Consider the following 24,035-nt stretch of genomic DNA (forward strand, 5'->3'; position numbering starts at 1 on the left):
TCAGCTCCTTTGCATTGGGAAACCGTTATTTGAGGGTCGGGTCGAGCTTATCGCGCAACCAGTCGCCGAGGACGCTAACGGCAACGGCCGTGATGACAATGACGAGGCTTGGAGCGAGCAGCATCCAGGAGGCGCGGGTGATATACTCGCGGCCGGCCGCGACCATGACACCCAGGCTGGTCATCGGCGGTTGAACGCCGAGGCCGAGGAAGGAGAGTCCGCTTTCCACCAGGACGATTTCCGGAAAGGTCACCGTCGCCGCCACGAGAAGCGTCGCCGCGCTGTTGGGCAGGATATGCCGCAGATAGACACGCAGCGGATGGGCGCCGAGTTGGCGCGTTGCGCTCGCATAGCCCTGCGCGCTGGCGGTGATTGCCAGTCCTCGTGCCAACCGCGCATTCCGCTCCCAGCCATAAAGTCCCATCAGGGCGACGAACAGCGTCAGCGAATTACCGAAACAGGCGAGCATTGCCAGCGCCACGATTAGAAATGGTAGCGAAGCCTGTACGTCGATCATTAGCAGCAGGGCATGCTCGACGAGCCCGCGGAAATACGCGGCGATGAAGCCAATCCCGGTACCGACCAACACGCTGATCGCAGTGGCGCCGAAGGCGACCAGCAAGCTGGTGCGGATCGAGTAGAAAAGACGCGAGGCCACGTCACGGCCCAGATCGTCGGTTCCCAGGACGTGTAGCATCGTTCCGCCAAAGCCGACGGGCGGCGCCAGGCGATGGCGCAGGTCGATGGAAGTGATCTCATGGGGAGCCATCAGCGGCGCGGCGAGCGCCGTGAGGAGCATGAGGAGAACCCAGCCCACAGCAAGGAGTGTCGGCAGGTCCACCGAGCGAGGCGGCGGACGGTTGGTTTTTACAGTTGCCGTTTTCATTGCGATCCTGAGTTTGTTCCACGCAAGCGCGGATCGAACACGCCATAAAGCAGGTCCATCAGTAGGTTGGCCGACGTCATGGTCAGCGCCACGAGAAGGAGGATGACCTGCACCACGGCGAGATCACGGTTCGCAACCGAAACCACCAGCAATTGGCCGATGCCGGGCCAGCCGAAGACGCTTTCCACCAGTACGGCGCCCGCGACCTGGCCGCCGAGCATCAGGCCGAACAGCGTCAGCACAGGAATGATCGCATTCGGAAAGGCATGGTGGCGAACCACCTGCCGCCACGTCACGCCCTTGGCGCTGGCCGCCACGATGTAGAGCTGCGACAGAACTTCGATCATGGCGCTACGCGTGAAGCGCGCGATAATGGCCGCCCCGCCCAGACCAAGCGTGAGCACCGGCAGCACGAAGCTTTCCGGCCGATCCGCGCCGCCGGATGGGAACAGGCCGAGCGTCACGGAAAAGATCAGGATCAGCAATAGCCCGAGCACGAAGCTTGGCACGGTGAAGCCGAACACGGTCAGCATCATCACCGATCGGTCGACCCAGGTGTCGCGATGCATGGCGGCGTAGGCGCCGACCGGAATGCCGATCAGCATCGTGAGCGCCAGTGCCGGCAGCATCAGCGCCAATGTCAGGGGCGCGCGCTCGAAGACAAGCTGCAGGGCCGGTTTTCCAGCCAGCATGGAATTCCCGAAATCGCAGTGAAGTGCCGCCAGGACATAGCGAACATATTGCACATACAGAGGCTGATCGAGTCCCCAATGCCGGCGAAACGCCTCAAGATCCGGGGCGCGGGCGCTGGGACCGAGTATCTGCAGCGCCGGGTCTCCAGAGGCCCGCAGCACCACGAATGTAAAGGTCACCACGATCAGGATCGACAGGCCGGCACGCAGGATCTTGGGGCCGGAGAAACGAAACACAGCACTCATCAATGCCTCACCAAATGGCAGGCGACCTGCCGTTCCGATCCTAGCGGCAGGAGTTCGGGCAGGCTCTGGCGGCAGACATCGCGCGCAAGTGGACAGCGTGGATGAAACGGGCATCCGCTCGGCCGATCGGTAGGGCTCGGCGGTTCGCCTGGCAACGCCACATAATGATCGAATCCGCCCGGAAGCCTCGGCATGGCCGAGACGAGCGCCTGCGTATAGGGATGGGCGGGTTGATCGATAATGGCGTCGGCGCGCCCCTGCTCGACGACGCGGCCAAGATACATGACGACGATCCGGTCGCTGACATGGCGAACGACTCGCAAGTCATGGCTGATGAACAAGAGGCCGAGCCCGAGCTCCTGCTGAACATCCATGAGCAGATTGACGATTTGCGCCTGGACTGACACGTCGAGCGCCGAGACCGGCTCATCGCAAACCAGAAGCGAGGGTTTTGGCGCGAGCGCCCGGGCAAGCACGACGCGTTGGCGCTGGCCGCCGGAAAGCTGATGCGGATAGAGCACGCCATGGTCTTCGCCGAGGCCGACGCTGTGGAGAAGCTCGGCCACACGTTGCTTGCGGCTTGCCGGATCGCCAATCCCGTGAATCGCCAGCGGCTCGGCGATGAGAGCGCTGACAGTCATTCGGCGGTCAAGCGCTGCCAAGGTGTCCTGAAAGACCAGCTGCATCTGGCGCCGCTGCGCGCGCCACTTTTTGCTGTCGATGCGCGGCAGCGGCAAACCCTGAAACAGCACACCTCCCCTGTCCGACGGCTCCAGACCGAGCGCAATACGGCCGGTGGTGGACTTGCCGCATCCGGATTCGCCGACAATGCCGGTCGTCCGGCCCATCTCGACATCCAGCGACACGCCATCGACTGCAACAAGATATTTCCGCGGTCCGTAGAATGGCGAGCCGAGGGGAAAGCGACGGGTGATGTTGTTGAGACGCAGCAGGGTCATTGATACGTGCCGGCGTCCAAACGAAGGCAACTCACCGAATGCCGCGCGGCGACCTGCCGCGGTTCCGGTCGGCTCGTGCCACATGCCGTGATCGCGTGCCGGCAGCGTGGCGCATAGGCGCATCCCGGCGGCAGATTGCGTTGTGGCGGCGCGCCGGCAATGGCGGTCAACCGCATGCGCGGACCGTGCGAGGGCGGAATGGCACCGATCAGGTCGCGTGTATAGGGGTGCTGCGGCGCGGTCAGAAGCGTGTGTTTCGGTGCCGTTTCGACGATCTGGCCCGCATACATGACGCATGCCCGGTCACAGACGGCCGCCACCGCGGCGAGATCATGGCTGATCATGACCAGCGCCATGCCTGTGTCGCGTTGAATATCTTTGAGCAGCAGCAGGATCTGCGCCTGCACGGTAGCGTCGAGCGCGGTCGTTGGCTCATCGGCGATCAGCAGTTCGGGCCGGCCGGCGAGCGCGATGGCAATCATCACCCGCTGGTTCTGGCCGCCCGACAGTTCGTGGGGGTACGCGTTGAGCCTGCTTGCCGCAGCGGCTATCCCGACCTGGTCGAGCAGGCGGCAGGCCTGGGCACGGGCGGCGGCACCGCTGAGGCCACGGTGCAGGCGAAGCGCTTCGGTGATCTGCGCGCCGATGCGATGCACCGGGTTCAGCGCGCTGGCCGGATCCTGGAAGATCATGGCGATGCGTCCGCCGCGCACCCGATCCAAAACGGATTGTCGTGCGCCCACAAGATCGAGATCACCAATCCTGGCCTCGCCCCCGATCTCGGCGGATTTCGGCAGCAGGCCAAGAACCGCCCGCCAGGTCACGGACTTGCCGCAGCCGGATTCGCCAACGATACCCAGGGTCTCGCCTTTGTTCACAGCGAGATCGACACCGTGCAGCACAGGCACATCGCCGAACGCCACCCTCAAGCCAGCAATGCTTATGGCAGGTTTGGTGGCGGAAGCCCCGATGTCATGGGCCGGCAACAGCGCGGCGCCCGCGCTGTTCTGGAAGGACTTGTGCAGCATGGAACTCAGGCCACCGGCTCAGGCGGCATCTTCGGGCCGAGATACATTTGCGGTAACGGGTTGGGCTGCCAGCTGACATCCGCCTTCTGCCCATAGATGAAGGGCATGGAATGCAGCGGCGTGATGCAAGGGTCCTCGATCTCGACAATGTCCTGCATCCGTTTGAAGGCCGCCTGGCGCTTGGCGAGATCGGTCGTCGTTTCAAGCTCGTGACCGAGCCGGTTGAACTCGGCATTGGTCCAGCCACCTGTCGACTGGAGGTCATTGGTCGGACCGATAATCTGCCACAGCATGGAAACGGGATCGGCGTAGAAGGCGCCGCCGGACGTGTCATTGATGCCGCCAATGTCGCCGACCTGCGTCCAGTTCTCACACATAATCAGCTTGACGTTGATCCCGGCAGCCTTCCACATCTCGACAAGCGCCTGGTTCTCGGCGAGCTGCATCGGATAATAGGTGCCGACGGAAGGGTAAGGGATTTCCTCGCCCCTGTAGGATGACTTGGCGAGCAGTTCCTTGACCTGCGCCGGATCATAGGACACCCCCTTGCGGTCGGGGTCGTTGATCTCGCTGAAGATCGGTAGCTGCCAGCTGGTCAGCGCTTTCGCCCGGCCGTCCCAGAGGCCGTCCGCCAGCGCACCGCGATCGATAGCGAGAGCGAGCGCGCGACGCAGATCGACATCTTTCAGGATGGGAGTCCTGAGCGGAGCAAATGTGAGAAAGCGGAACCACATGGCTTCGCCACCAACAATCGAGAGGCCGTTGACTCCCTCAATTTCGGCAATGTGGTCCGGAGTGATGTCTGTGACGATATCGTAATCGCCCGACTTCAGTCCGGCGATGCGCGCGGCGATTTCCGGCAGCCGCTTGAAGCGGATCGAGGCAAATGGCGGCTGACCTCCCCAATATTCGTCGTGCGCCACCAGCGTGATCTCGTCGCCATTGCGGACCTCGCCGATCTTGTAAGGGCCGGTGCCGATCGGCTTCGCCGCCCAGGCGTCATAGCTGCTGGCGCCAGCCCGTGCCCTGGCGCTGATGATCTGCGTGCCCCAGGCGCCGAGCCGCTGGGCGAAGACCGGATCCTCTGTCCTGGTGATCAAACGGACAGTGCGATCATTGATCTTCTGCACATCGGCAAGCGAGGAGAGGAAGTTGGCAAACACGGCCGCGCCCGGCGCTTTTTCGCCGCGCAGTCGATCCGGCCCGAGCGAGAAGACAACGTCATCCGCCGTCATTGTGGACCCGTCATGAAACTTCACATTGTCGCGCAACCTGATCTCATGGATCGTGGCGTCGATTTGCTTCAATGATGTCGCGAGCGCGAAATTCAGGCGAAAATTGTCGTTGTAGTCGGTCCGTAAAAGCTGATCGAAAATGCTGTATTGCACCCGCCAGGAAACGTTGGCGATGGAGGAGCCGTCCACCGGTTCCAGAATTGTGCGCAGGTCCTGAACGGCAATATTGAGGTTCGGCCGCCGGCCGGCTGCCGCCATGATCGTGTTCGGCAATGCTATTGCGCCAGCCGCCATGGCGCTCATGCCGAGAAATCTGCGACGTGTCGTTTGCATATCAAAATCCCCTCTCTTTCAGTCGGGATGACAATCGGAGCGAATGAAATCCGCTCCCGAGACGGGATGAGACATAGCGCGGTTATGTGACGGTTTTTTGCATGTTTGAGACGGATTGTGTTGGTTATTGAAATCAAATGGAAAAAATGTTTCACGATTGGGGCAGCCGTGCGGGCTGAAAGAAGAGGATCAAGTAGAGACCAGTGCGGGGTTGTGACGGTTTTGCGGATATAGAACTTCAACACCGGCGGCTTCGATCTTGTCCAGCATGTCCGATGCAGGCCTCCGGTCGGTGATGATCGCGGTAATCGCCGAATGGGGCAGGATGCGGTAGCGCGCCGACAAGCCGAATTTGCTGTGATCGGCGAGAATGACAATTTTCCGTGCTTGCTCGCAGAGCGTCGCAGCAAGCTCCTGTCCGACCTGTTCATGGTCGAAAACGCCATTCGGATGCACCGCATTGACGCCGATAAATGCGACGTCGATCTGCTGTTCGCGGAGTGTACGCAAGGCGGTGAATCCGCTTACGGTCCGGAAATCGACATTGAAATCGCCCCCCAGCATGACAACGCGATGCCGATGGCCTTCGGCCGCGGCGATGGCAGTATCGACCATGTTGGTGACGACGCGCATTTCCGGGAGGGCCGATATGCGGCTGGCCAACGACAGAATGGTGCTGCCGCCCCCGAAAAAGAGATTCTGACCGGACTTCAGAAGACCCAGGGCGATCTCAGCGATGGTGCTTTTTTCCGCGCGCTCGGAAACAGCTCGCGATGAGATGGCCAGCAGCTTTGGCTGTTGCGTTGCGACCGCGCCACCATGGACCCGTGCGACCAAGCCATCCTGCTCGAGCCGTTTGATATCCCGCCGCGCAGTCTCTTCTGAAATATTGAACCGCTGCATCAAATCTCGGATGCGCACTTCGCCATTCGCCTGGATGATTTCAACGAGCCTTTTATGACGATTGTAACTAAGCGACATGCTTCTCTCTCTCGCGGCATTCGAAAAAAGGCTATTCGGTTCACTGCGCAAATGTCACGTCAGGGCGTCGGTCTCAGAGGCCGTTGAGCGGCTTAAGGTGCGCCGCAGAGCTTTTGCCAGCCTTTCGTTTTCCGTCCGACTTCGAACCGTCAGGCGCAGATATCGATCTGCGTCGTTCATGGCTTGATAGCCGCATTCTCTTACGAGGACGGATTCGAACAGAACAAGGCGGCGCTTGAGCTCGGCAGCGGATAGCGAATTTTCAGGCAGCCGGCACAAGATGAAATTCGTTTGCGAAGGTACGACGTCGAGGCCCGGTACCGTCCGCAGCTCCTCGATGAACAGCTCTCTATCTTCTCGCAACATCTCTAGACTGTCTTCCAGTTCCTCTGCGAATTCGGGAAGCAGGAACAGTGTGTATTCCGCAATGCCGTTAATGTTCCACAGCGGCAGTTTCCGGCGCACGGCGGCAACGAGCGCGGGATCGCCAGCCATGAGGTAGGCGAGCCGGATTCCGCCAAGTCCGAAGACCTTTCCAAGGCTCTTCACCACGATCAAATTGTCACAGGACGGCACCAGATTCTCAACGCTGTTTGATCGGCCAGCAGCGGGGAAATCAATGAACGATTCATCCACGATCAGCCGCCGCCCTCGAGATCCTAGGGCCTCCGCCAGCCATGCCACGTCAGCATGATCAACAAGTCGACCGGTCGGATTGTTTGGATTTACAACGATTGCCGTATCCGCGCCTGTCGCCAGCACGAATTCCAGGAAAGCTCGAACGTCGAGATCGAAATAGGGCGGGGTGAGGACGAAGTTGTTCTTTTGTTCGTCATCGAGAGGTGTTTGAAAGCCGGCGAACGTCGGCACGGGAATCGCGATTGTTGGGTTCAGCGTTGAATAGAGCGCCTGGATGAGGTCGGTCACCCCGTTTCCGACTGCAATAAAGTCCGGCTGCTGCGAGGTCATCGTGCCAACAACTGAAGCGATATCGATCTGCTGAGAAGGATAGCATGTCAACACGCCTTCGAGCCTCGCCGCCAGCCGATCGTAAAAAGTCTTGGGAGGGAAGCGGGTATTGCAAAGAAGCATGTGCTCGGCGATTGGCTTGCGCCAATAACCTCCGACGCTGGTTTCCAGACGCCGCAGCACGTTCTCCTTGTCACACCGAAATTCCGCGATGGATGCGTCGACACCGTCGCAAATATCGAGCAGCTTCGAGCCAGCATTCAGCACATTGTCAGGCAACGCTACGTCCAGCTGGGACAGGCCCGCGACCAACGTGCTCAAGGCCTGATGCAGAGATACCGCGGCGCGGCTTTCGGCCAGAAGATTGCGTAGAACATCAGCACTCAATCGATAAATCCCGGTCGGCGCGTCGGGCCGCCAAGCGGAGCCGCGCAAACCTTTGTTGACATCGATACCGTCAAGAACCTCACTGTCGAAAAGCGGCGTTCCCCATATCAGAAGGGTATCGCCATTATGTTGGCAAAACTTCTCAATGAGATCGCCGTCATGCGCGTCGTGCCACGAAAGCGTATTTGTGCTGTCCTGCAGGCGGAACCCATCGAATGTGCCGCTGCTCAAGTTTTCAACGACGGTGACATCTTCAATGCCGTTTTCGACACAGGCATTGACGAGACGGTCCAAGAGCGGCTGACCGTTGATAGGAACCGACGGTGCATCGTAGCTGCCACTCCACAGATGTATTTTTGGCCCTGCGAAATCGAGGACAAAAATAGCTCGGGTCGTATCGGCCATCTCGGACTCCTTTCTTCTGAAGGAAACAAAAAGCGCGCGTAGAAGCGCCCATTCCCAAAATCAAAACGACCCACTGGCGCTCGAAGTATCCCGTGATGCGTTCATACCGGCGTCATCCGAAGCCTATAGGGGGCTTTGGTTTCGATCGGTCTCTTCCAGGTGCAACATGACCCACACCAATCCATCCAGGCCTACCGCTCGTTTTCAGACGCCTGCCTCGATAAAGCCGCGCGCTCCTACGAAAGCGATTCTGATCCTCATGGACGGCGTAAGCGCGGACTATTTCGAAAAGCACAAACATCGGTTGCCGACGCTTCTTCGTTTGGCAGGAGACGGTCTGTCCATCACTCGCCTGCGCTCAACGGTGCCGGGAACGTCGATGCCGGGGCGCGCAAGCATGCTAACCGGCGCGGCGCCTCAAGCGAACGGGATCTACGGAAACCACATTGTGCGAGATGGCTCGTTTGTCTGCGCCGACGCGTCTGATCTGCGGGTTCCGACCATTGCAAAGCTTGCCAAAAATAGCGGGCTTGATGTCGCGTCCATCGGCGCTGGGTTGATCGACCCAGCCGATTGCGATGTCTTCGTCCCGGCCTGGTGGGAACGAGGGTTTCTCCAGGGAAGCCGGTCATTTAAGAGCCTGCCCGAAAACCGCATCGCTCGCTCGCGCATGATCAAAGATCCAAACGGACGGTTGCGAGCCGCCGGCGTGCTCGATCTCTTCGGCTTCCCGTCCAGTCGTGACACCGTTGCGAGCACTCCTCTCGTTGCGGGCCTGGCCGCGGATCATCTCATGATCGGGGCTGCAGGAGCGCTGGCTTGCTCGGAGAACCCGCCTGATCTCATTTTGACCGAGATCGACATGACGGATTCGATTCAGCATCAGTTCGGATACGAAAGCGAGGCGGCACATTGGTCTATCGCCGCGGCCGACATGATGATTGGCGCTCTCATCGAAGGACTGAGGCGAGTCGGGCGGGAAGACGATTACGCGATCGTAGTCGCAAGTGACCATGGACATAGCGCCGTCCACACAACCATTTATCCGGATGCGATCATCCCTGACTTGCTTTGGGAAAGTGAAGGAGCGACGCTCCATGTCCTGGTTGACGGAGCTCATGACCGCAGAATCGCAGACGGACTGTTGGCGCGCTTCCAAGTGGAGCCGTGGTCGAGCGACCATGTTCCGGTAAATGAACGTGATTGCATAGCGACCTATGTCGCACCTCCTGGACACTCCTTCGAGGAGACCGTTGGAGCCACGCAAGAAGCTGGCCCGACGGGCAGACCTCGATACTTGTCCACCCACGGTTTTCGACCGGGCAGCGCGGAGGACGATCGGATATGCCTGTTGAGCATCCCTGGAATGCAACCTTGCAAAATTGCCTGGGGCTCCGCTGAAGAGTTCACGCCAACCATTGCTCAGATCTTGGGATTGTCCGACGCCCCGTTTTCGGCAAGGGGTCTTCTGTAAGATGCCCGCAAGCGACCGCCTGCGGTCTCGCATATTCGTCATGAGAATACCTCTTTGAAGAATATCCCAAGGTTGGCCAACAGCCAGAACTTCCGACCAAACGAGTCTGAAGGATTTCGTCGTCCGGCCTCGAACCAACGCCACAAAGCAGCAGGATCGAACAAATCTCCCAGTGGAGAGTCCTTATCAAACAGCAGCCTTCGATATTCCGTTGCTCCCTCGCCAACGGCCCACTGACCCAGTGGCAGCGGAAATCCCATCTTTTTGCGAGATAGAACAGATCTGGGCAAGACGCTCCGGTATTCCCTTCTTAAGGGGAATTTTGAGACATCGAGACGTTCGCTGAAGGAAGCAACCGGATGCCACAGTGCCTGGACCGAAGCGATTGGAGACCTCCACCTCAACCGCTGTGAGCCGGGCATCGCCATTGCGGCGGTAACGAGCTGGTGATCGGTATAAGGAACGCGAGCTTCAAGCCCAGCTGCCATTGTGGTGTTGTCAACCATTTCCAGCAATGCGGGCAAATGCGTAGAGACGAGAACATATGAGATCTTGCTAAAGAAATCTCCGCCGGCCTCTGCAAATTGAGTCGAGAAGTGATCGAACAGAGCCATCTCGTGCTCCCTTCGTATCCGCCCATCGATGGCAAGCGAGCGGATTTCATCGGTCGGGAAGTAGCTGTAACGCGCCAGGAAGAACTGCAATTGACTGCAATGGACGTCGAGTCCGAGGCGCCGGCGTGCGACCTGGGCAAGAGCACGTGGTAATGCGGCGATGATCTTGCTTCGATTGTAATCATACGGCGTACGGAACAATCGGCTGTAGCCAGCAAAAATCTCATCGGCACCCTCGCCGGTGAGGACGACCTTATGCTCCTTCGAAATCGCCTTTGCGAGCGTAAACATTGCGATTTCGTTATGCATCCCAAGCGGATGTCCGCGCAGGCGAACCAGCTCTGACACAGCGTAGATATCGGAAGGTTCTCCAATTGGGACGACCCGGTGAGTGAGCCCAAATTCTGCGGCGACCTCCATCGCATAAGCCGTCTCGTCATAATCGGCGGTCTCGACCTTGCCGGTATAGCAGATCGGACGGATTTGGGAGCGGGCGGACGCCTCATAGGCGAGGATGCTCGAGTCAAGTCCACCGGACAACAATGCGGCGACCGGTACGTCAGCCACCAGCTGACGTTCGACGGCGCTTCCGAGTAGTCTGCGTATGTCGGAGTAGTCGGGCTTACATCGCGAAATGCGCTCTGACAGATTCCACCAACGTTCGGACGTGTGTCGCCCATTTCTTATTTCGAGGAGATGGCCGGGCTCTAACTTGGAAATCCCGGCGAACAGCGTTCTGGCGCCGACAACCGCGCGATAGGAAAGAAAACTGAGCGCGCCGATCATGTCGGGTCCGCGCATGACGCCCGGCCAGCGAATGAGAGCGTTCGGCTGCGACGCAAACAGAAGCCCAACATCGCAAATCGAGTAGTAGAGGGGTTTTACCCCCAAACGATCTCGGGCGATGAGAACAAGCGATTTCCGTGGATCGAAAAGCGCGAAGGCAAACATCCCGTCAAGGCGGTTTAAGAATGACTTTCCCCAAGCAATATAGCTAAGAATTAGAACCTCGGTGTCGGACACCGTCGAAAAGGAAAAACCCATATCCCTCAATTCAGCTCTAATTTCCCGATAGTTGAATATCTCGCCGTTGTACGTCACCACCACTCCGGTATTGTCATCGCGATAGGGCTGATTGGCGCGAGAATGAGCGTCGACAATCGATAGCCGTCGATGCGCGAATGCGACCGATTGATCAATGTATAGGCCGCTGGCATCAGGCCCGCGATGAGCGAGAGCCTCAGCGCAACGCTCAACGGCCTCAGCACAAACGGGTGTTCCCTCGTTTTTGAGGACTATCCCAAAGATTCCGCACATTGGGGTCGCTCTCTTGGCACGAATAACGCCAACTACGTGCTCGGCTTTTCGCCGATCATCTGGATGCAGCCATCGCCGAACCAGAAGCGGGCCAGCGGGTGGTCATAATGACGGTACATCGGAGCGAGAAAGCGCCGAAGATTATGGAAATTTTTTGTATACCTTGAGATCCTGCGGATCTTCTCGAAGCCGCACTCGCCATACCAGCCTCGGATTTGTACCTCTGTGAAGGCGAACTCGTGATAGGTCGGCGCCTGGAAACGATCCCGGATCGTCACGAACAAATCATCGTCAAAAAGGCTCCGAAAGAATTCGTTTTCGCCGGGTATATATTCTTCCTCTTCGCCGTCCTTTATTCTCAACATCCAGTTGATGGCTTCGCGTGCGGTGGATGCGTCCAGATTGTCGATGGAACTGCGGAATTGACCGTCGCTTTGGTAGAGTTCTCGCAAGTGATTGATGCATCGGTAAATGACGCCGTTGGCGGTGCCCATAATCGTCAAAAAGAAGTTGCCGCCGGGGCGGGTTACACGGGCAAGCTCTTCAAAGCCTTTTTTCGGATTGCTGGTGTTCGGCAAAACCCCTGCGCAATGGACAAAATCGAAACTGAAGTCGTCAAACGGCAGATCGAGCACACTGCCCGCGACCAGTTCCGAGCGCGGCCCAAATCGGCTGAGGCGTTTGCGCGCGCAATCCATCCAATCATTGCTCAATTCAAGCGAAACAACGTTTCGTGCCCCCTTGTCGAGAAACGCATAGGACGCATTCGCGTTGGAGCCGCAGCCCGCGTCCAGGACATCAAGACCGCGGAAGCTACCGGTAGGCAAGCCGAAATATTCCTCCTCGATCAGAGAGACCAACCTGTCGAATATGTGGTCGTCATTCTCCTGCTGGCGCTGGTAGCGATCAAAGACGGTGCGAGTTTCGGCCTCGAAAGAGTTCTCCATGTATTCTCTTCCCTATAGCTGCAAACTGATTCACTTTGTGAGCAAGGCGACAGATCCGGCTGCGGCGAGTGTAAGGTTACCCAAGCGCAACGCACTGCCGGTACCTGGAAATTTGAAGTTTGAAAGATGCAGGACCGACAGCACAAACCCTGCACCGATCAATAGGTTGCCCAGGCCTTGCACCGGCAAGTGATGGTCGGCGACGAAGAGGAACGCCAACACGAAGAGATTATTGTTCAACGGCAATCCTCTGCCGAATCCGTCAGCGTCCAGTCCGAACGTCGAAAAATAGCTGAGGCGCAGAGCCCCTGACAGGATGAGGCAGTTGGCAGCCAACAATGCGAGAACGGAGAACGCGTTGAAGGACAAAATCAGAACCGCTGGAAAGACGGCTGCGTAGACCAAATCAAGCAGCCCGTCCAACGCGCCACCCAGCTGTGCCATCAAAGCGGACCGGTTCGGGGAACTCTTCGCGACCATGCCGTCGGCATCATCTGCCAAAAGAGCCCACAAGCCGAAACAGATGCCAATCTCGAAGCGCCCGATCAAAGCAAAGTAGATCGCCGTGGTGGCCAATATCAGCCCAAGGGCTGTAATGGCATTTGCAGCGTCGAACAGATAGCGGATCATCCTCCTACCCCCGCCACGGCGGCCGGCGCGTCGGCACTATGTCTGTGAGGTCGCTCGAAGGCGAAAATCCTTTCCGCTACCCGCAGGTCCTGTTCACTGTCGATCTCGTACCATCGCAAATCGTCACATCGCGCCGCGGCGAGTTGCAGTCCGCGCTGCTCGATGAGATGCGCGAGCAGCTCCTCGGTATAGGCTTTGATTGCGCCCGAGCCGATCAGGTCGTGGAGGACCGGGACGATCACCGTTTGGAGTTCGGCGCCAGAGAACCGGATGAGGTTCATCATCTTGAAGAGCACCGGGGTGCCTGATGCCAGATTTGCCGCCGTCTGCTTCAACCGGACTTCGGATATGAAGCCGTCGCTGGAAAGGACGGCCGCGGATCCTTCCATGGATGGATCGAAGGGCGCGACCGCAGCGGCATTGGGCGCCTCGACCCTGATCAGGTGGCGCAGTGCATCTTCTTCGAAGAAGACGTCACCTTCGAGGAGATAACAGTCGCCGGAAAGAAGCGTGTCGCGTGCCAGCCAGAGCGAGTACGCGCTCCCTGTCTTGTCGAAGACCGAGGACTCGACATAGTTGATTTCAAGTCTGCCGAAGCGTTCGCCACAGGCATGGCGAATGGCATCCTTGCGATAGCCGACAACAATCGTCACCTCTTCAACTCCCACCGTCTGAAGGTTCCACAGTGCATTGTAAAGTATCGGTGTGCCGTTGACTTCGACGAGGGGCTTGGGACACAGATCGGTCAGCGGACGCAGGCGGGAGCCGAAGCCGGCAGCGAGAATGACGGCTTTCCTGGGAGCAGCGGGAGGCATCTCATTCACCTCTTTCGTTGTGTTGCGGTGTCATTTCCAGGAGTTGAGGAATTCGACGAGCCGGGCCAGGCCGGTCGCGAGTTTTTCAGATGGAATTCCATAGGACAGGCGCAGGCCGGCGGGGTCACCGAACGCGGCGCCCGACACAGCTGCGACGCCAGTTTCGGCAAGCAGTGCCGTCACGATATCGTCGGCTGTCGTTGAGGCGCCGTCTTCCGATGCCGATCGCAGCAGATGGGAAAGGTCGAGATAGAAATAGAAGCCGCCTTGCGCCCTGGGGACCGGTACACGCGTCAACCAAGCAAGCACGTCAAGACCGATCCGTCTGGCGCTTGTGAGGCGTGAACGCAGCTTGCCTTCATAGTCCGAGCCACCCCTTTGCAAATGGGCGAGCACCGCGTGCTGGGCAATTACGTTTGGATTCGAAGTGGTGTGCGATTGCAGCGCGTTGACGGCATTGATCACCTCTTTTGGACCCGCCAGATAGCCGATGCGCCAGCCGGTCAATGCCAGCGATTTGCTGAAGGAGCTGACGATCAGCGCGCGTGCTCGAATTTCGGGGGCGACCGAGACGATCGGATGGTGGGTATGATCCTCATGCACGAAGTCGCCATAGCACTCGTCGAAAATGATCCACAGGTTGTGGCTGACCGCCAGTTGAGCGATGGCCATCAGGGTCTCAACATCGTAGACCGCACCGGCCGGATTGCTGGGCGTGTTGACGACGATCGCCCGCGTTCGTTCGGTGACCGCCTCCTTGATGTGCTCGGGGCGCGGGACGTAACCGTTGGATCTGGTGTCGACGAAGACCGGTGTGCCGCCGGCGATTAGCACCTGGGCCGGAAACGTTGTCCAGTAAGGCGCCGGGATGATGACCTCGTCGCCCGGGTTCAGCAGCACCATTGCGGCATTGAACAAGGCCTGCTTCGCTCCGGACGTCACGGCAACTTCCTCGGCCTTCCAGATCTGTCCGGTATCGAGGGAGATCTTCCGCGCCAGTGCCTCGCGCAGCTCCACCATGCCAACCGTATCGGTATAGCGATTGACGCCCTTATTGATGGCGTCGATCGCGCCGTCGCGAATCGTGGGAGCAAGCTCGCTCCAGATCTCGCCGGCGGTCAGATCGACGATCTCCTTGCCAGCATCGGCCGCCGCTTTTGCGGCAGCGCGCGCCGCGGCGGTACCCGATGTACCGAACAGGTTTGTCCGATGCGCAAGCATGTGCGCTCCCGTTTTCGTTTGCTTTCAAAGACGGGCTGGGCCTGCTACCGCACGCCGGTCGCCGTCTGCGGCAGATATTTCTCTTCCGCCGCTGAGAGTTCCTGGTAATTGAGCAGATCGAAGAGTTCGTCGAGCGTCGCCACCTCGTCCTCGATACCGGCGGTACTTTCTTCGCGGAGGATGCGGTCGCAGACCTGGCGCATGGCCGAGATCGCCGCGCGCATGTTGTGGTTCGCCCATATGACCGTGGAGATTCCGGCCGCCCGATACGCGGAGACCGGTGTGCGGTAATATTTCGTAGGCACGATCACGACCGGAAGGCGGTTCTGCCAGGCGCGCGTGAAGGCGAAAATCTGCTCAGCGTTGGACTTGCGGGAATGAATCAGAATAGCATCGGCGCCGGCCTCAGCGTAGGCTTGTGCTCGCGCCAGCGCCTCATCCTCTCCGCGGCCGGCGATGAGCGCCTCGATCCGGGCGACCAGAACGAACTCCGCATCCGGCACTTGGTCCTTCACCGCCTTAAGCCGGCCGCAGAACTCGGGAATATCGGCCAACGGGTGCCGATCACCGATGAACGAGTTCATTTTCGGGAACGCCGTGTCCTCGATACATATGCCGCTCGCGCCATGTTGGCGCAGCTTGCGGGCGACCAAACGGGCATTGTTGAAGTTCCCGAACCCGCTGTCCCCGTCGACGAGGACTGGAATGTCCACCGTGTCGGAAATTCGCTCAACGACATCGACGAGTTGGGACCAGGAAGCTTCGTTCGCATCTCGATATCCGAGACTGGATGAAATCGAGAGGCCGGACGCCCAGAGCGCCTTGAAGCCAGCGCGCTCGGCAATCGCCGCCGAAAGGCCGTCATGAGCCTCCATTGCGAAGGCGAGTTCACTGGACGCGATCATTCGGCGCAAGCTCTCTCGCGTCTGCGCACCAGACTGCCTCTCCACCATACGGTCTCACCTCCACCGACGCTGTCCAGCCGACAAGCCTGTCATCGCTGCCGACGAAGTACTTTCAGAGGCGAACCGCTCTGCCCACCGATCGGCGATCTGCCACTGTCGTGCACACATACAGAATCAATGAAGCAAGGCGCGTGCCGAATTGGCGAACCACCTGCGCCGCACCAGTTCTCCATACCGGCGGGCCAGGTCCCCTCTCGACATTTGTCGGGCTTCCGACATCCTCGTCCAACTTCGGACACAAGAGGGGTAGCGGGAGTGGCTATTCGTCTACGCCATGGCGGCCGTTCCGAGGCTGCCGATCAACGGTCTCAAGCGAGATGGACAGGGAGCGGAAGACCGGCGGTCCGTGCAGGCAAGGACGGACGACGTTGGTCTTCGATCCCGGTGATCGCCGGTCGGCTTGATTATTTATCCATGCCTCATGGACGAAGTGTCGAGCATCGGCATGCGAGATTTCAGCTCCCCCAGTGGCCGTTCCGAACTTCAAGCCTTGACCTAACCAAGCGACTTGTTGATCGATGGGATGATCTTGTCTCCCCAGAGCTCAATCTGGCGTAGCATCGTCTTTTGGTCGAAATCTCCCAATTGGGTCTGAATTGCGATCTGGTCCGGCTTCAGGATACTTATCTCTTCCAGCAGGCGATCGATGACGCGACTTACGCTGCCGATCGGCAGGTTCTGGCGCATGGTCTCGAACGACAGATCCTGCTGCGTCGGTGTTTCCTGCAGCAGATAGCCGTCCCGGCTCTGCTGGCGGCGCTGATGAAATGCTTCAGATAGCCGGCGCTGGAAGCGGGCGTTGTCGAGATAGCTGTCGATCTCCGCCTGATCGTCGCTGGCATAGCAGCAGCGCAGAAGCCCTATCTTGGCGGCGGTGACATCCTTACCCCGCGAGGCCGCTGCTGCCTCGATGGTCTCACGCAGCGTTCTTAAGTTTTCCAAGCCGTTGTGGAACGCCGTGACGAAAAGATTGTGGCCCTCACGATAGGCCCGGCACATGCTTCGCGCGGACCCGCAGGCGATCCAGATCGGTGGGGCTGGCCTTTGGATGGTGCGCAGCGAAATCGCCGTTAAAGGTATCTTCTCATACTGGCCATTGTGCTCGAAGACCTTCTGGTTAAGGCCCTTGAGAAGGATATCCAGGTATTCCGCAAACACGGCCGGCGCCTGATCGACATCGACGCCGAAGCGCTCGAACTCGAACTGCTGGTATCCCGAGCCGACGCCGAGTTCGAGGCGGCCGTTCGAAACGATCTCGGCAAAGCCGATCTCGGAGAGCAGGCGCTGCGGTTGATATAGCGGCAGCACACACACACCGGTGCCAAGGCGAATGGTGCTCGTAAGGCCAGCACAGTGCGCCACCATCATCAAGGGCGAGGGAACCAGGCTGTAATTGTTGAAGTGGTGCTCGGCGAACCAAGCGGTGTTGAAGCCAGCCTGCTCTGAAGCGATTGTCTGTTCAATGGAGTTACCGATGACGCTGTCGCACGATTGATGATAGCCTCGCTGGGCCGCCAAGATGAACGTCGCGAATTCCATGGCGTGTCCCTCGTTTACACAAAGTGGCCAATCAAGCCTTCGACTTGTGCCGATTGCGGGTGGGTCGCGGTATCGATGCGGCCTGGCGACGACGTAGTCGACGATCTTGCGCAAAGCCGCTTATCGTTCGGCGGCCGCAGGCAAGCGCCAAAACCTGGCTAGTCATTCGACCCTGATGACGAGTTTTCCGTCACCGATGAAGACGATCACTTGGCAAGCCGCGCTTGGCACGTTCCATGCAGCCGCAGTCTCAATCCTCGAACCTCGTCGGCTTCGACGAACCGCAACCCGTCGCCGGCGAACATTCCGTTGGATTTTCTTGATCGGTTGGCTGGGCGTTTCGCGCGTCAGCCAACGAGGTCAAGCCGCCGTCCACGTAGAGGGTCGAGCCGTTTACGTATGAGGCATCAGGCGAGGCCAGAAAGAACACTGCCTCGGCGACGTCTTCGGGCTCTCCCATCCGCCCCATCGGGATGCGCCGTTTGATCGCTACGGAATCGATGCAGCCGGACTCGACCAACTGAGCAATGTCAGGCGTACGGATATAGCCAAGAGCGACGGTGGCCGTTCGGATGCCGACCGACCCGAGTTCGGCCGCCATGCACCGGGTCAGAATGTTCATACCCGCCCTGGACGCCCCATAGGCATGGCGCGGCACGAAGGGCAGGAAACTATTGATCGATCCAAGATTGAGGATTACGCCGCCGGCGTCCATCGACTTGATCGCCTCGCGCGCGCAGGTGAAGGTGCCGGTGAGATTGACGTCCAGCACCCGCTCGATCTGTTGCGGGATTTCGATCCCTCGCACAAACGTATCGGCAATAGCAGCACAGTTGACGAGGACCTCGATGCGACCGAAGCGCCCCCGTATTTCCTCGAACAGCGCCACCACGTCGCTCTCGACCGCCAAGTCGACGGATTTCGCCACGTGCCTGCCGCCCAGCAAATCAGCGAGTTCTGCCGCCCCAGCACCATCTTTATCAGCAATCACGACTGTGTCGGAGTTCGCGGCAAAGCGGCGAACGACGGCGGCGCCTATACCGTTCGCGCCGCCCGTCACGACCACTGTGCGCGCGCCAGTTCGTTCGGCCGGCCGGAAGAGTTCGCCTCGAGGCGTCTCGTCGACCGGCGGGTGCGCGTCGCCCGGCTGGTTGAACGACATCCAACCGCCGTCGACCGTCAGCACCGATCCTGTGATGTAGCCCGTCTGTGCGCTGGCCAAAAAACGCACGGCCCGAGCGATCTCGTCGGGGCGCGCCATTCGCCCCATGGGCACGCGGCGGCGCACGGCCGCGAGGTCCATCTTGCCCGCACGTTCCAGTTCCGCCACCATCGGCGTGCGCACGTATCCTGGCGCTACCGCCGTTACGCGGATGCCGCGCGAGGCCCACTCGCATGCAAGCGATCTCGTGAGAGCGATCAAGCCTGCCTTCGAGCTGGCATAGGCGTTGCGCTTGGGATTGCCGAGCACGCCCGCCAGCGAAGCGACGTTGACAATGGCAGCGCCGGGCTGCATGCGCCTCGCCGCTTCGCCGGCCATGATGAAAGGCCCGATCAGATTTGTTGCCAGCACGCGTCGGAAGGCCTCGAAACCGGTGTCGATAGTCGCAGCCATGGCGGGTCCTATCGCCGCGTTGTTGACGAGAACATCGATTTTCGCGAACTGCGCTTCGATGCGGCCGTATAGGGCGACAATGTCCTCTTCTCGTGAGACATCGCATTCGAGGCCCAGATGCGGATGGCCGAGACCGCCGGCCAGTTCAAGAACGCCGCTGCCAGGAAGGTCCACCGCAACGACGATGTCTCCATCGGCGGCAACGATCTCGACCAGCGCACGGCCGATTCCGCCTGCCGCTCCCGTTATGATGACGACCCGTCCTGCCTGCTTCATATGAACCTCTCCGCAGCCAGCGTCAGAGATATCGACGCGAGTCAGCCGCAAGACCGGTCGCGGACGTCCTGGTGACGGCGAGTTTCCATACCGGGTAGACGTGTTGCGTTCCGCGACCGCTCCCGCGACGCGGCTCCGCAATTGGGAGCCTTGGAAAGCATTGTGGTGACATGCATGGCATTTTCATTTTGATGACGAGCTGCGGCGCTTCCTGAGCGCGTAAACCGGGTCATTGGGATGCGCTGCTCCGATCGGTTGCCGCAAGCCGAACCGTTCTGCCTCGGGGACCGCTGGTGGGGTCTGCTCTTCGAGCCAATCGTAAACGACGGTCCGTTCGGCAATGCGCCACGCCCCTTCCCTCTTCTGAAAAAGATCGCAGTAACGGCCGCAGAGAAGCACCTGGCGTGCTTCTCCGTCATTGTCTGGTCCGCGTTGCAGCGCGGTGAAATAGCTTTCGACCACGGCCTCCGACGGGTCGATGAATTCGATCAAGACGTTCGTGATCTGGTGGATTAAGCGCGGTCCGGTTTTGAAGAGACCAAGCGCAAACTCAAAGAAGCCCTCGGCTGAGCCGCGATAGGCACCGTGATTGTCATGCGCATCGGGCCAATATGCACTGCGCAGCGCAGCCTCATCCGCGCGGTCTATGCCGCGGCAGTACCGATAAAGGCAGTCGCGGATCGCCTCGCGGTCGCGCAGTTCGGTGATTTTTGCCTGGCCCATCGCTCTGTCGCAAATTTGAGATTGGAAGAGGCGTTTCGTGCCTCTAGGTGCGTGCAAGGTCGAACCGATCGGCAACTGAAGAAGCCAGAACGGAGACGAACTTCACGTGTCGCGTGCGTGTCATTGAGGTCTCGATGCCGGAGAGGAGGTTGGCAGGGAAGCGGCCGGACATCTTGCTTTGCGGTGTGGGGCCACGTCTCGTCGATTCCACCTAAGCTTCCCCAGTTCTTGGTTGCATGGCGGCTGGTTCGAACCGCGCTGCCGAGGTGCGATCGACTTCCAGCGCACGTTCGGGGCAGGATCGCGCGCCTTGTGACGCAAGCAGTTGCTCCCCCTCCGCAACCTGAATGTCACCGGGCAGGATGTAGCCATCGTCATCAAGCTTGAAGATGTCCGGCGCTTGCGCCCAGCATCGCGCGTGACCCTGGCATTTGGCATTGTGGACGATAATGCGCATAGCGCTGCCTCCATTGTCTTGGCATGGCTCGGCGATGGTCATGACCAGTCCAGGATCAGATTTTCGATCCCGAACACATGGCCGCCACAGGTGATGGGCGCTGTACCCTCCTTGATCCGGAAGGTCGGTATGCGCGCCAGCCATTCCTCCAGGCCAATGACAATCTCGCGCCGGGCAAGGTGTGAGCCAAGGCAACGGTGGGGACCATAGCCAAAGGCGGCGTGGCGGTTGTGATCTCGCGCCAGATCGACCGTGTTGGGGGATTCGAATTCCTCCGGGTCGCGATTTGCAATCATCGTGGCGCACGAAACATAGTCCCCCTTTCGGATCGGCGCGCCTTCGAAGTCGATATCTTTCGTAGCCACGCGGATCAACTGAATGGGCGGATAGGCCCGCAGCAACTCTTCGGTTGCGAGCAGGATGCGGGCCGGTTCGCTGCGCAGCAGTTCCTGATCCTTGAGGTTGCGCGCTAGATAAGCCAGGTCAAAGCCAATAGCTGCTGCGACAGTGTCAAGTCCCGCGACGAACACAAGCACGCCGATGCCACGGATCTCCCCGTCGGTTAGCCGGCGGCCCTCGATCTGTGCCTGCACGATGAAGGTCATGAGATCGTCGACCGGATCCTTGCGGCGATTGGTTGCAAGTTCATCGATGAAAGCCACAATCTTGCGGGCAGCCACAGGTCGTTCCACATCGTCGCCGTGGAGCAGATCTTTCGCCCAGCCGACAAATGTATCGAGTCCCTGATCCGGCAACCCCAGAAACCGAAGGAAGATGCTGACAGTGAACGGAAAGGCAAAATCCTTCATGACGTCGCAGCTCGTGGCCGATGCGGTGATCCGGTCGATCAGGGCTATCGCTCGCTCACGGACAGCCGGTTCCAGTGCCGTCACCCGCTTGGGCGAAAGCAGCGGACTGAGCAGTGAGCGAAATGCGCCATGGGCCGGTGGATCGAGCTCAAGCGGGATCGTCGGCCAGGTTTCGCCCAGTATGGAGGAGAAGATGCTGCGATGGCTGGAAAAAGTTTCAGTGTCCTGCAGCACCTTACGCTGATCTGCGGCGCGGGTGATGACCCAGGTGCCCCGGCCATCTTGCGTGTTGTAGGGGGAATAGAAGATCGGAGGCCCGTCATGGGCGCAAGCGACGGCTGCGTGTGGATCCCCGTTGGGCGTTGGTGGCATGCCTGGCGATGTGAACAGGCTGAAGTCTCTCACCATTTCGGGCGGGACATGATCTGGGACCGGGTTGATCGCCATTGCATTTCTCCTGCCGTCTAACCACTAACCAGGCCGCGCACCATGGCATCTTGGTCATCTAGAGAGCCGACGAGCGAAATCGTCGGAGACCCGGCGTTTTCCAGCTTCGAACGGCGAACCGGAATGAAGCTCTTGCTCCACAGCGGTTCGGGGTCGATCATCTCTGCGAGGATATCCGCAGCGCGGCACGCGAAAGACCGGTTGGCCGCCGAAGTGCTCGCCGGTCTCCTCAAGCGCCGGCGAGAGGGCAGGAGCAAGCACATTCTGGTCGAACCGTATCTGCAGATCGATCGGTGGCCATTGGCCGGTGCCGGGCGGTTGTGACGGTGACGCCAGTCACGCCGGTCGATATTGCATTCCGCGGGCAATGCCCGTTTCGGATAGAATCTGAACTGACGCTGACCTGACATGTCGTCTTCCTTCATTGCATTGAGCGCGATATCACTCACGAATGGACGCCAGTCGGTATCTCCTGCCGTCTCACATGAGAGCTTCAAAAGTCGTGCCAACGGCGCGGAAAGAGCCCTGCAGGAGATTTTCTACATATCATTCAACAGCTTGAACGAATGCGCAGCCGCAAGCCTGGCTGTCCCGGACATGACAAACCCGACAGCAAAGTCGCGGCAGCTTCAAAATGCTCCGAGAGCACAAGGCGGCTTTTTCCATCACCTTGGGACCGTGCCCGCCTCACGCAAGCGCGGTTCAGAAAGATCACATGGCCAGCTTGCTAATGGACGTGCTGGCTTTTTTGTACCCGTTGTCGATTTCGAAGCGGTCTCGCGAGCGTCGATAGGGCGAAGCGCGTGGGCCTGTCAGCCGTCTCAATCCTGAGAACGGAGGCCATAGGGACCCTCGTCAGGTTAACCCCGATCGACTCCTGTCCCTCGTTCCGAGTTTGAGCCCAGATTTTCGCTTCGAATACGAGCCACGTGTTCGCCGCGCCGGCGACCCGGCGACCCGGCGACCCTCCGGTCCGACTTCCGACATTTTTGTCCAGCTTCGGACAAAGAGGGTCGCGGCTTGATACCCATAAAGGGGATCCCCTCCGCCCAGAGCCCACGATCTGGTGATTATGGGCGCGCTCGGTCTCGGCGAAGGCATGGTTCTGGCCGCTCAAGGCAAAGAGGGTCGCTGCAAAAAACAGTGTGAACCCAAGCCTAAAATCAAATGGCATGGCGCTTGCGTCGTACTCGGCAGAACCCATCACAAGGTGGCCAGGAGTAAGACCATTGCTGACATCGCGACGCCCCGTACAAGCGCGTACCGTTCTCGTTGCCGCGGCAAATCGAGAGCTCGTTTCTTCAGACGCCCGTGCTTGCGAGCGGTTTTGCCATGGCTGATCCAAGGCCGACACAAAACGCGCGGCGCCCGGCCGAATTGCCGGCCGAGGTCGATGCCGTGTCAGTTTCAACCGAAAAAGCAGCGCACCAGTTTTCCTCCAGGAGCACATTGATGACCGTCAAAAAAAAGGTTCCTTTCGTCACCTTTCGCACGCGTGTTCGCGATGACTCCATCGAGGGGCCAAACCCGTACCGCTGGGAAGACAAGACATCCGACGACTATTTCCGCGGCAAGCGCATCATCCTGTTCTCGCTGCCCGGTGCCTTCACCCCGACCTGCTCGACCTTGCAGTTGCCCGATTTCGAAATGCTCTACGACGAGTTCGAGAAGGAGGGAATTGACGCGATCTACTGCGTTTCCGTCAACGATGCCTTCGTCATGAATGCCTGGGGCAAGGCCCTGGGGCTGCAGAAAGTCCAGCTCATCCCAGACGGCTCGGGCGAGTTCACCCGCAAGATGGGCATGCTGGTTGCCAAGGACAATCTCGGCTTCGGCATGCGCTCCTGGCGCTACGCTGCCGTGATCAACAATGGCGTAGTGGAGCAGTGCTTCGAGGAGGACGGTTTCTGCGACAACTGCGAGGCCGATCCCTATGGCGTATCGTCGCCGCAGAACGTCCTTGAAACGTTGAGAGCCGCCAAAGCCGTGACGGCTGCATGATCTAGACGAGTCAACGTCTCGAAAATCCCCTTGCACAAGGCGAAGGGTCGCTCGGTAGGAGTTT

The 24,035-nt window shown here is 59.5% G+C and carries 22 protein-coding genes; 2 read left to right on the forward strand and 20 right to left on the reverse strand.

Annotated features, from left to right (window positions below; translation table 11 throughout):
- Positions 1-25: 25 nt before the first annotated feature.
- The 7 genes from JG746_RS32720 to JG746_RS32750 all read right to left on the reverse strand — a co-directional run bounded on the left by JG746_RS32720 (position 26) and on the right by JG746_RS32750 (position 8,121).
- Entirely contained in the window at positions 26-886 is an 861-nt protein-coding gene (locus JG746_RS32720) for an ABC transporter permease (protein WP_010913601.1), read from the reverse strand.
- A complete protein-coding gene (locus tag JG746_RS32725) occupies positions 883-1,824 on the reverse strand; it encodes an ABC transporter permease (protein WP_096453632.1) in 942 nt (313 codons plus the stop codon). The genes JG746_RS32720 and JG746_RS32725 overlap by 4 nt, the downstream gene beginning before the upstream one ends.
- Entirely contained in the window at positions 1,824-2,783 is a 960-nt protein-coding gene (locus tag JG746_RS32730) for an ABC transporter ATP-binding protein (protein WP_096453630.1), read from the reverse strand. Before JG746_RS32730 ends, JG746_RS32725 begins: the two co-directional genes overlap by 1 nt.
- The gene (locus JG746_RS32735; RefSeq protein WP_202324365.1) at positions 2,780-3,811 is read right to left on the reverse strand and encodes an ABC transporter ATP-binding protein; all 1,032 of its coding nucleotides are present in this window, start codon (positions 3,809-3,811) and stop codon (positions 2,780-2,782) included. Before JG746_RS32735 ends, JG746_RS32730 begins: the two co-directional genes overlap by 4 nt.
- A 5-nt stretch (positions 3,812-3,816) precedes the next feature.
- Positions 3,817-5,379, reverse strand: a complete 1,563-nt coding sequence (locus JG746_RS32740; RefSeq protein ID WP_202324368.1) for an ABC transporter substrate-binding protein — start codon at positions 5,377-5,379, stop codon at positions 3,817-3,819.
- A 189-nt stretch (positions 5,380-5,568) separates the two neighbouring features.
- On the reverse strand, positions 5,569-6,360 hold the full coding sequence (locus JG746_RS32745; RefSeq protein WP_202324370.1) for a DeoR/GlpR family DNA-binding transcription regulator: 792 nt from the start codon (positions 6,358-6,360) through the stop codon (positions 5,569-5,571).
- A gap of 54 nt (positions 6,361-6,414) precedes the next feature.
- The gene (locus tag JG746_RS32750) at positions 6,415-8,121 is read right to left on the reverse strand and encodes a pyridoxal phosphate-dependent aminotransferase (RefSeq protein WP_202324374.1); all 1,707 of its coding nucleotides are present in this window, start codon (positions 8,119-8,121) and stop codon (positions 6,415-6,417) included.
- 166 nt (positions 8,122-8,287) lie between these two features.
- On the opposite strand from JG746_RS32750, the gene JG746_RS32755 reads away from it, so the two are divergent.
- Positions 8,288-9,595 carry an alkaline phosphatase family protein gene (locus tag JG746_RS32755; protein ID WP_202324376.1) on the forward strand — a complete coding sequence of 436 codons (1,308 nt, stop codon included), beginning with the start codon at positions 8,288-8,290 and terminating at the stop codon, positions 9,593-9,595.
- A gap of 38 nt (positions 9,596-9,633) precedes the next feature.
- On the opposite strand, the gene asnB is transcribed toward JG746_RS32755, so the two are convergent.
- The 13 genes from asnB to JG746_RS32820 form a co-directional block, all read right to left on the reverse strand.
- Positions 9,634-11,526: an asparagine synthase (glutamine-hydrolyzing) gene (gene asnB, locus JG746_RS32760; protein WP_202324380.1), complete on the reverse strand. Its 1,893-nt coding sequence runs from the start codon at positions 11,524-11,526 to the stop codon at positions 9,634-9,636.
- Positions 11,527-11,558: 32 nt separating this feature from the next.
- Positions 11,559-12,473, reverse strand: a complete 915-nt coding sequence (locus tag JG746_RS32765; RefSeq protein ID WP_202324382.1) for a class I SAM-dependent methyltransferase — start codon at positions 12,471-12,473, stop codon at positions 11,559-11,561.
- A 30-nt stretch (positions 12,474-12,503) separates the two neighbouring features.
- Entirely contained in the window at positions 12,504-13,103 is a 600-nt protein-coding gene (locus JG746_RS32770; protein WP_199201497.1) for a phosphatidylcholine/phosphatidylserine synthase, read from the reverse strand.
- Positions 13,100-13,918, reverse strand: a complete 819-nt coding sequence (locus tag JG746_RS32775) for a phosphocholine cytidylyltransferase family protein (protein ID WP_202324385.1) — start codon at positions 13,916-13,918, stop codon at positions 13,100-13,102. Before JG746_RS32775 ends, JG746_RS32770 begins: the two co-directional genes overlap by 4 nt.
- A 30-nt stretch (positions 13,919-13,948) precedes the next feature.
- A complete protein-coding gene (locus JG746_RS32780; RefSeq protein ID WP_202324388.1) occupies positions 13,949-15,139 on the reverse strand; it encodes an aminotransferase class I/II-fold pyridoxal phosphate-dependent enzyme in 1,191 nt (396 codons plus the stop codon).
- Positions 15,140-15,183: 44 nt separating this feature from the next.
- Positions 15,184-16,092: a phosphoenolpyruvate mutase gene (gene aepX / locus JG746_RS32785; protein WP_010913588.1), complete on the reverse strand. Its 909-nt coding sequence runs from the start codon at positions 16,090-16,092 to the stop codon at positions 15,184-15,186.
- A 507-nt stretch (positions 16,093-16,599) separates the two neighbouring features.
- Positions 16,600-17,643 (reverse strand): LLM class flavin-dependent oxidoreductase, encoded by a 1,044-nt coding sequence (locus tag JG746_RS32790; protein ID WP_202324391.1) that lies wholly within the window; start codon positions 17,641-17,643, stop codon positions 16,600-16,602.
- A 250-nt stretch (positions 17,644-17,893) separates the two neighbouring features.
- The gene (locus JG746_RS32795; protein ID WP_202324393.1) at positions 17,894-19,534 is read right to left on the reverse strand and encodes an SDR family oxidoreductase; all 1,641 of its coding nucleotides are present in this window, start codon (positions 19,532-19,534) and stop codon (positions 17,894-17,896) included.
- Between the two features lie 183 nt (positions 19,535-19,717).
- Positions 19,718-20,257 carry a nuclear transport factor 2 family protein gene (locus JG746_RS32800; RefSeq protein WP_010913584.1) on the reverse strand — a complete coding sequence of 180 codons (540 nt, stop codon included), beginning with the start codon at positions 20,255-20,257 and terminating at the stop codon, positions 19,718-19,720.
- A gap of 211 nt (positions 20,258-20,468) precedes the next feature.
- Positions 20,469-20,714: a ferredoxin gene (locus tag JG746_RS32805; protein WP_027056547.1), complete on the reverse strand. Its 246-nt coding sequence runs from the start codon at positions 20,712-20,714 to the stop codon at positions 20,469-20,471.
- A 38-nt stretch (positions 20,715-20,752) separates the two neighbouring features.
- The gene (locus JG746_RS32810) at positions 20,753-21,970 is read right to left on the reverse strand and encodes a cytochrome P450 (RefSeq protein WP_010913582.1); all 1,218 of its coding nucleotides are present in this window, start codon (positions 21,968-21,970) and stop codon (positions 20,753-20,755) included.
- 17 nt (positions 21,971-21,987) lie between these two features.
- Positions 21,988-22,419 (reverse strand): hypothetical protein, encoded by a 432-nt coding sequence (locus JG746_RS32815; protein WP_010913581.1) that lies wholly within the window; start codon positions 22,417-22,419, stop codon positions 21,988-21,990.
- A gap of 852 nt (positions 22,420-23,271) precedes the next feature.
- On the reverse strand, positions 23,272-23,433 hold the full coding sequence (locus JG746_RS32820; RefSeq protein ID WP_202296339.1) for a hypothetical protein: 162 nt from the start codon (positions 23,431-23,433) through the stop codon (positions 23,272-23,274).
- Here JG746_RS32820 and JG746_RS32825 point away from each other — a divergent pair.
- Positions 23,423-23,971, forward strand: coding sequence for a peroxiredoxin (locus tag JG746_RS32825; RefSeq protein WP_096458527.1), 549 nt, complete (start codon positions 23,423-23,425; stop codon positions 23,969-23,971). The two genes, JG746_RS32820 and JG746_RS32825, sit on opposite strands and share 11 nt — an antisense overlap.
- Positions 23,972-24,035 lie beyond the last annotated feature (64 nt).

Origin of the sequence: Mesorhizobium sp. 113-3-3, assembly GCF_016756495.1 — a bacterium.
Lineage (GTDB): Bacteria > Pseudomonadota > Alphaproteobacteria > Rhizobiales > Rhizobiaceae > Mesorhizobium.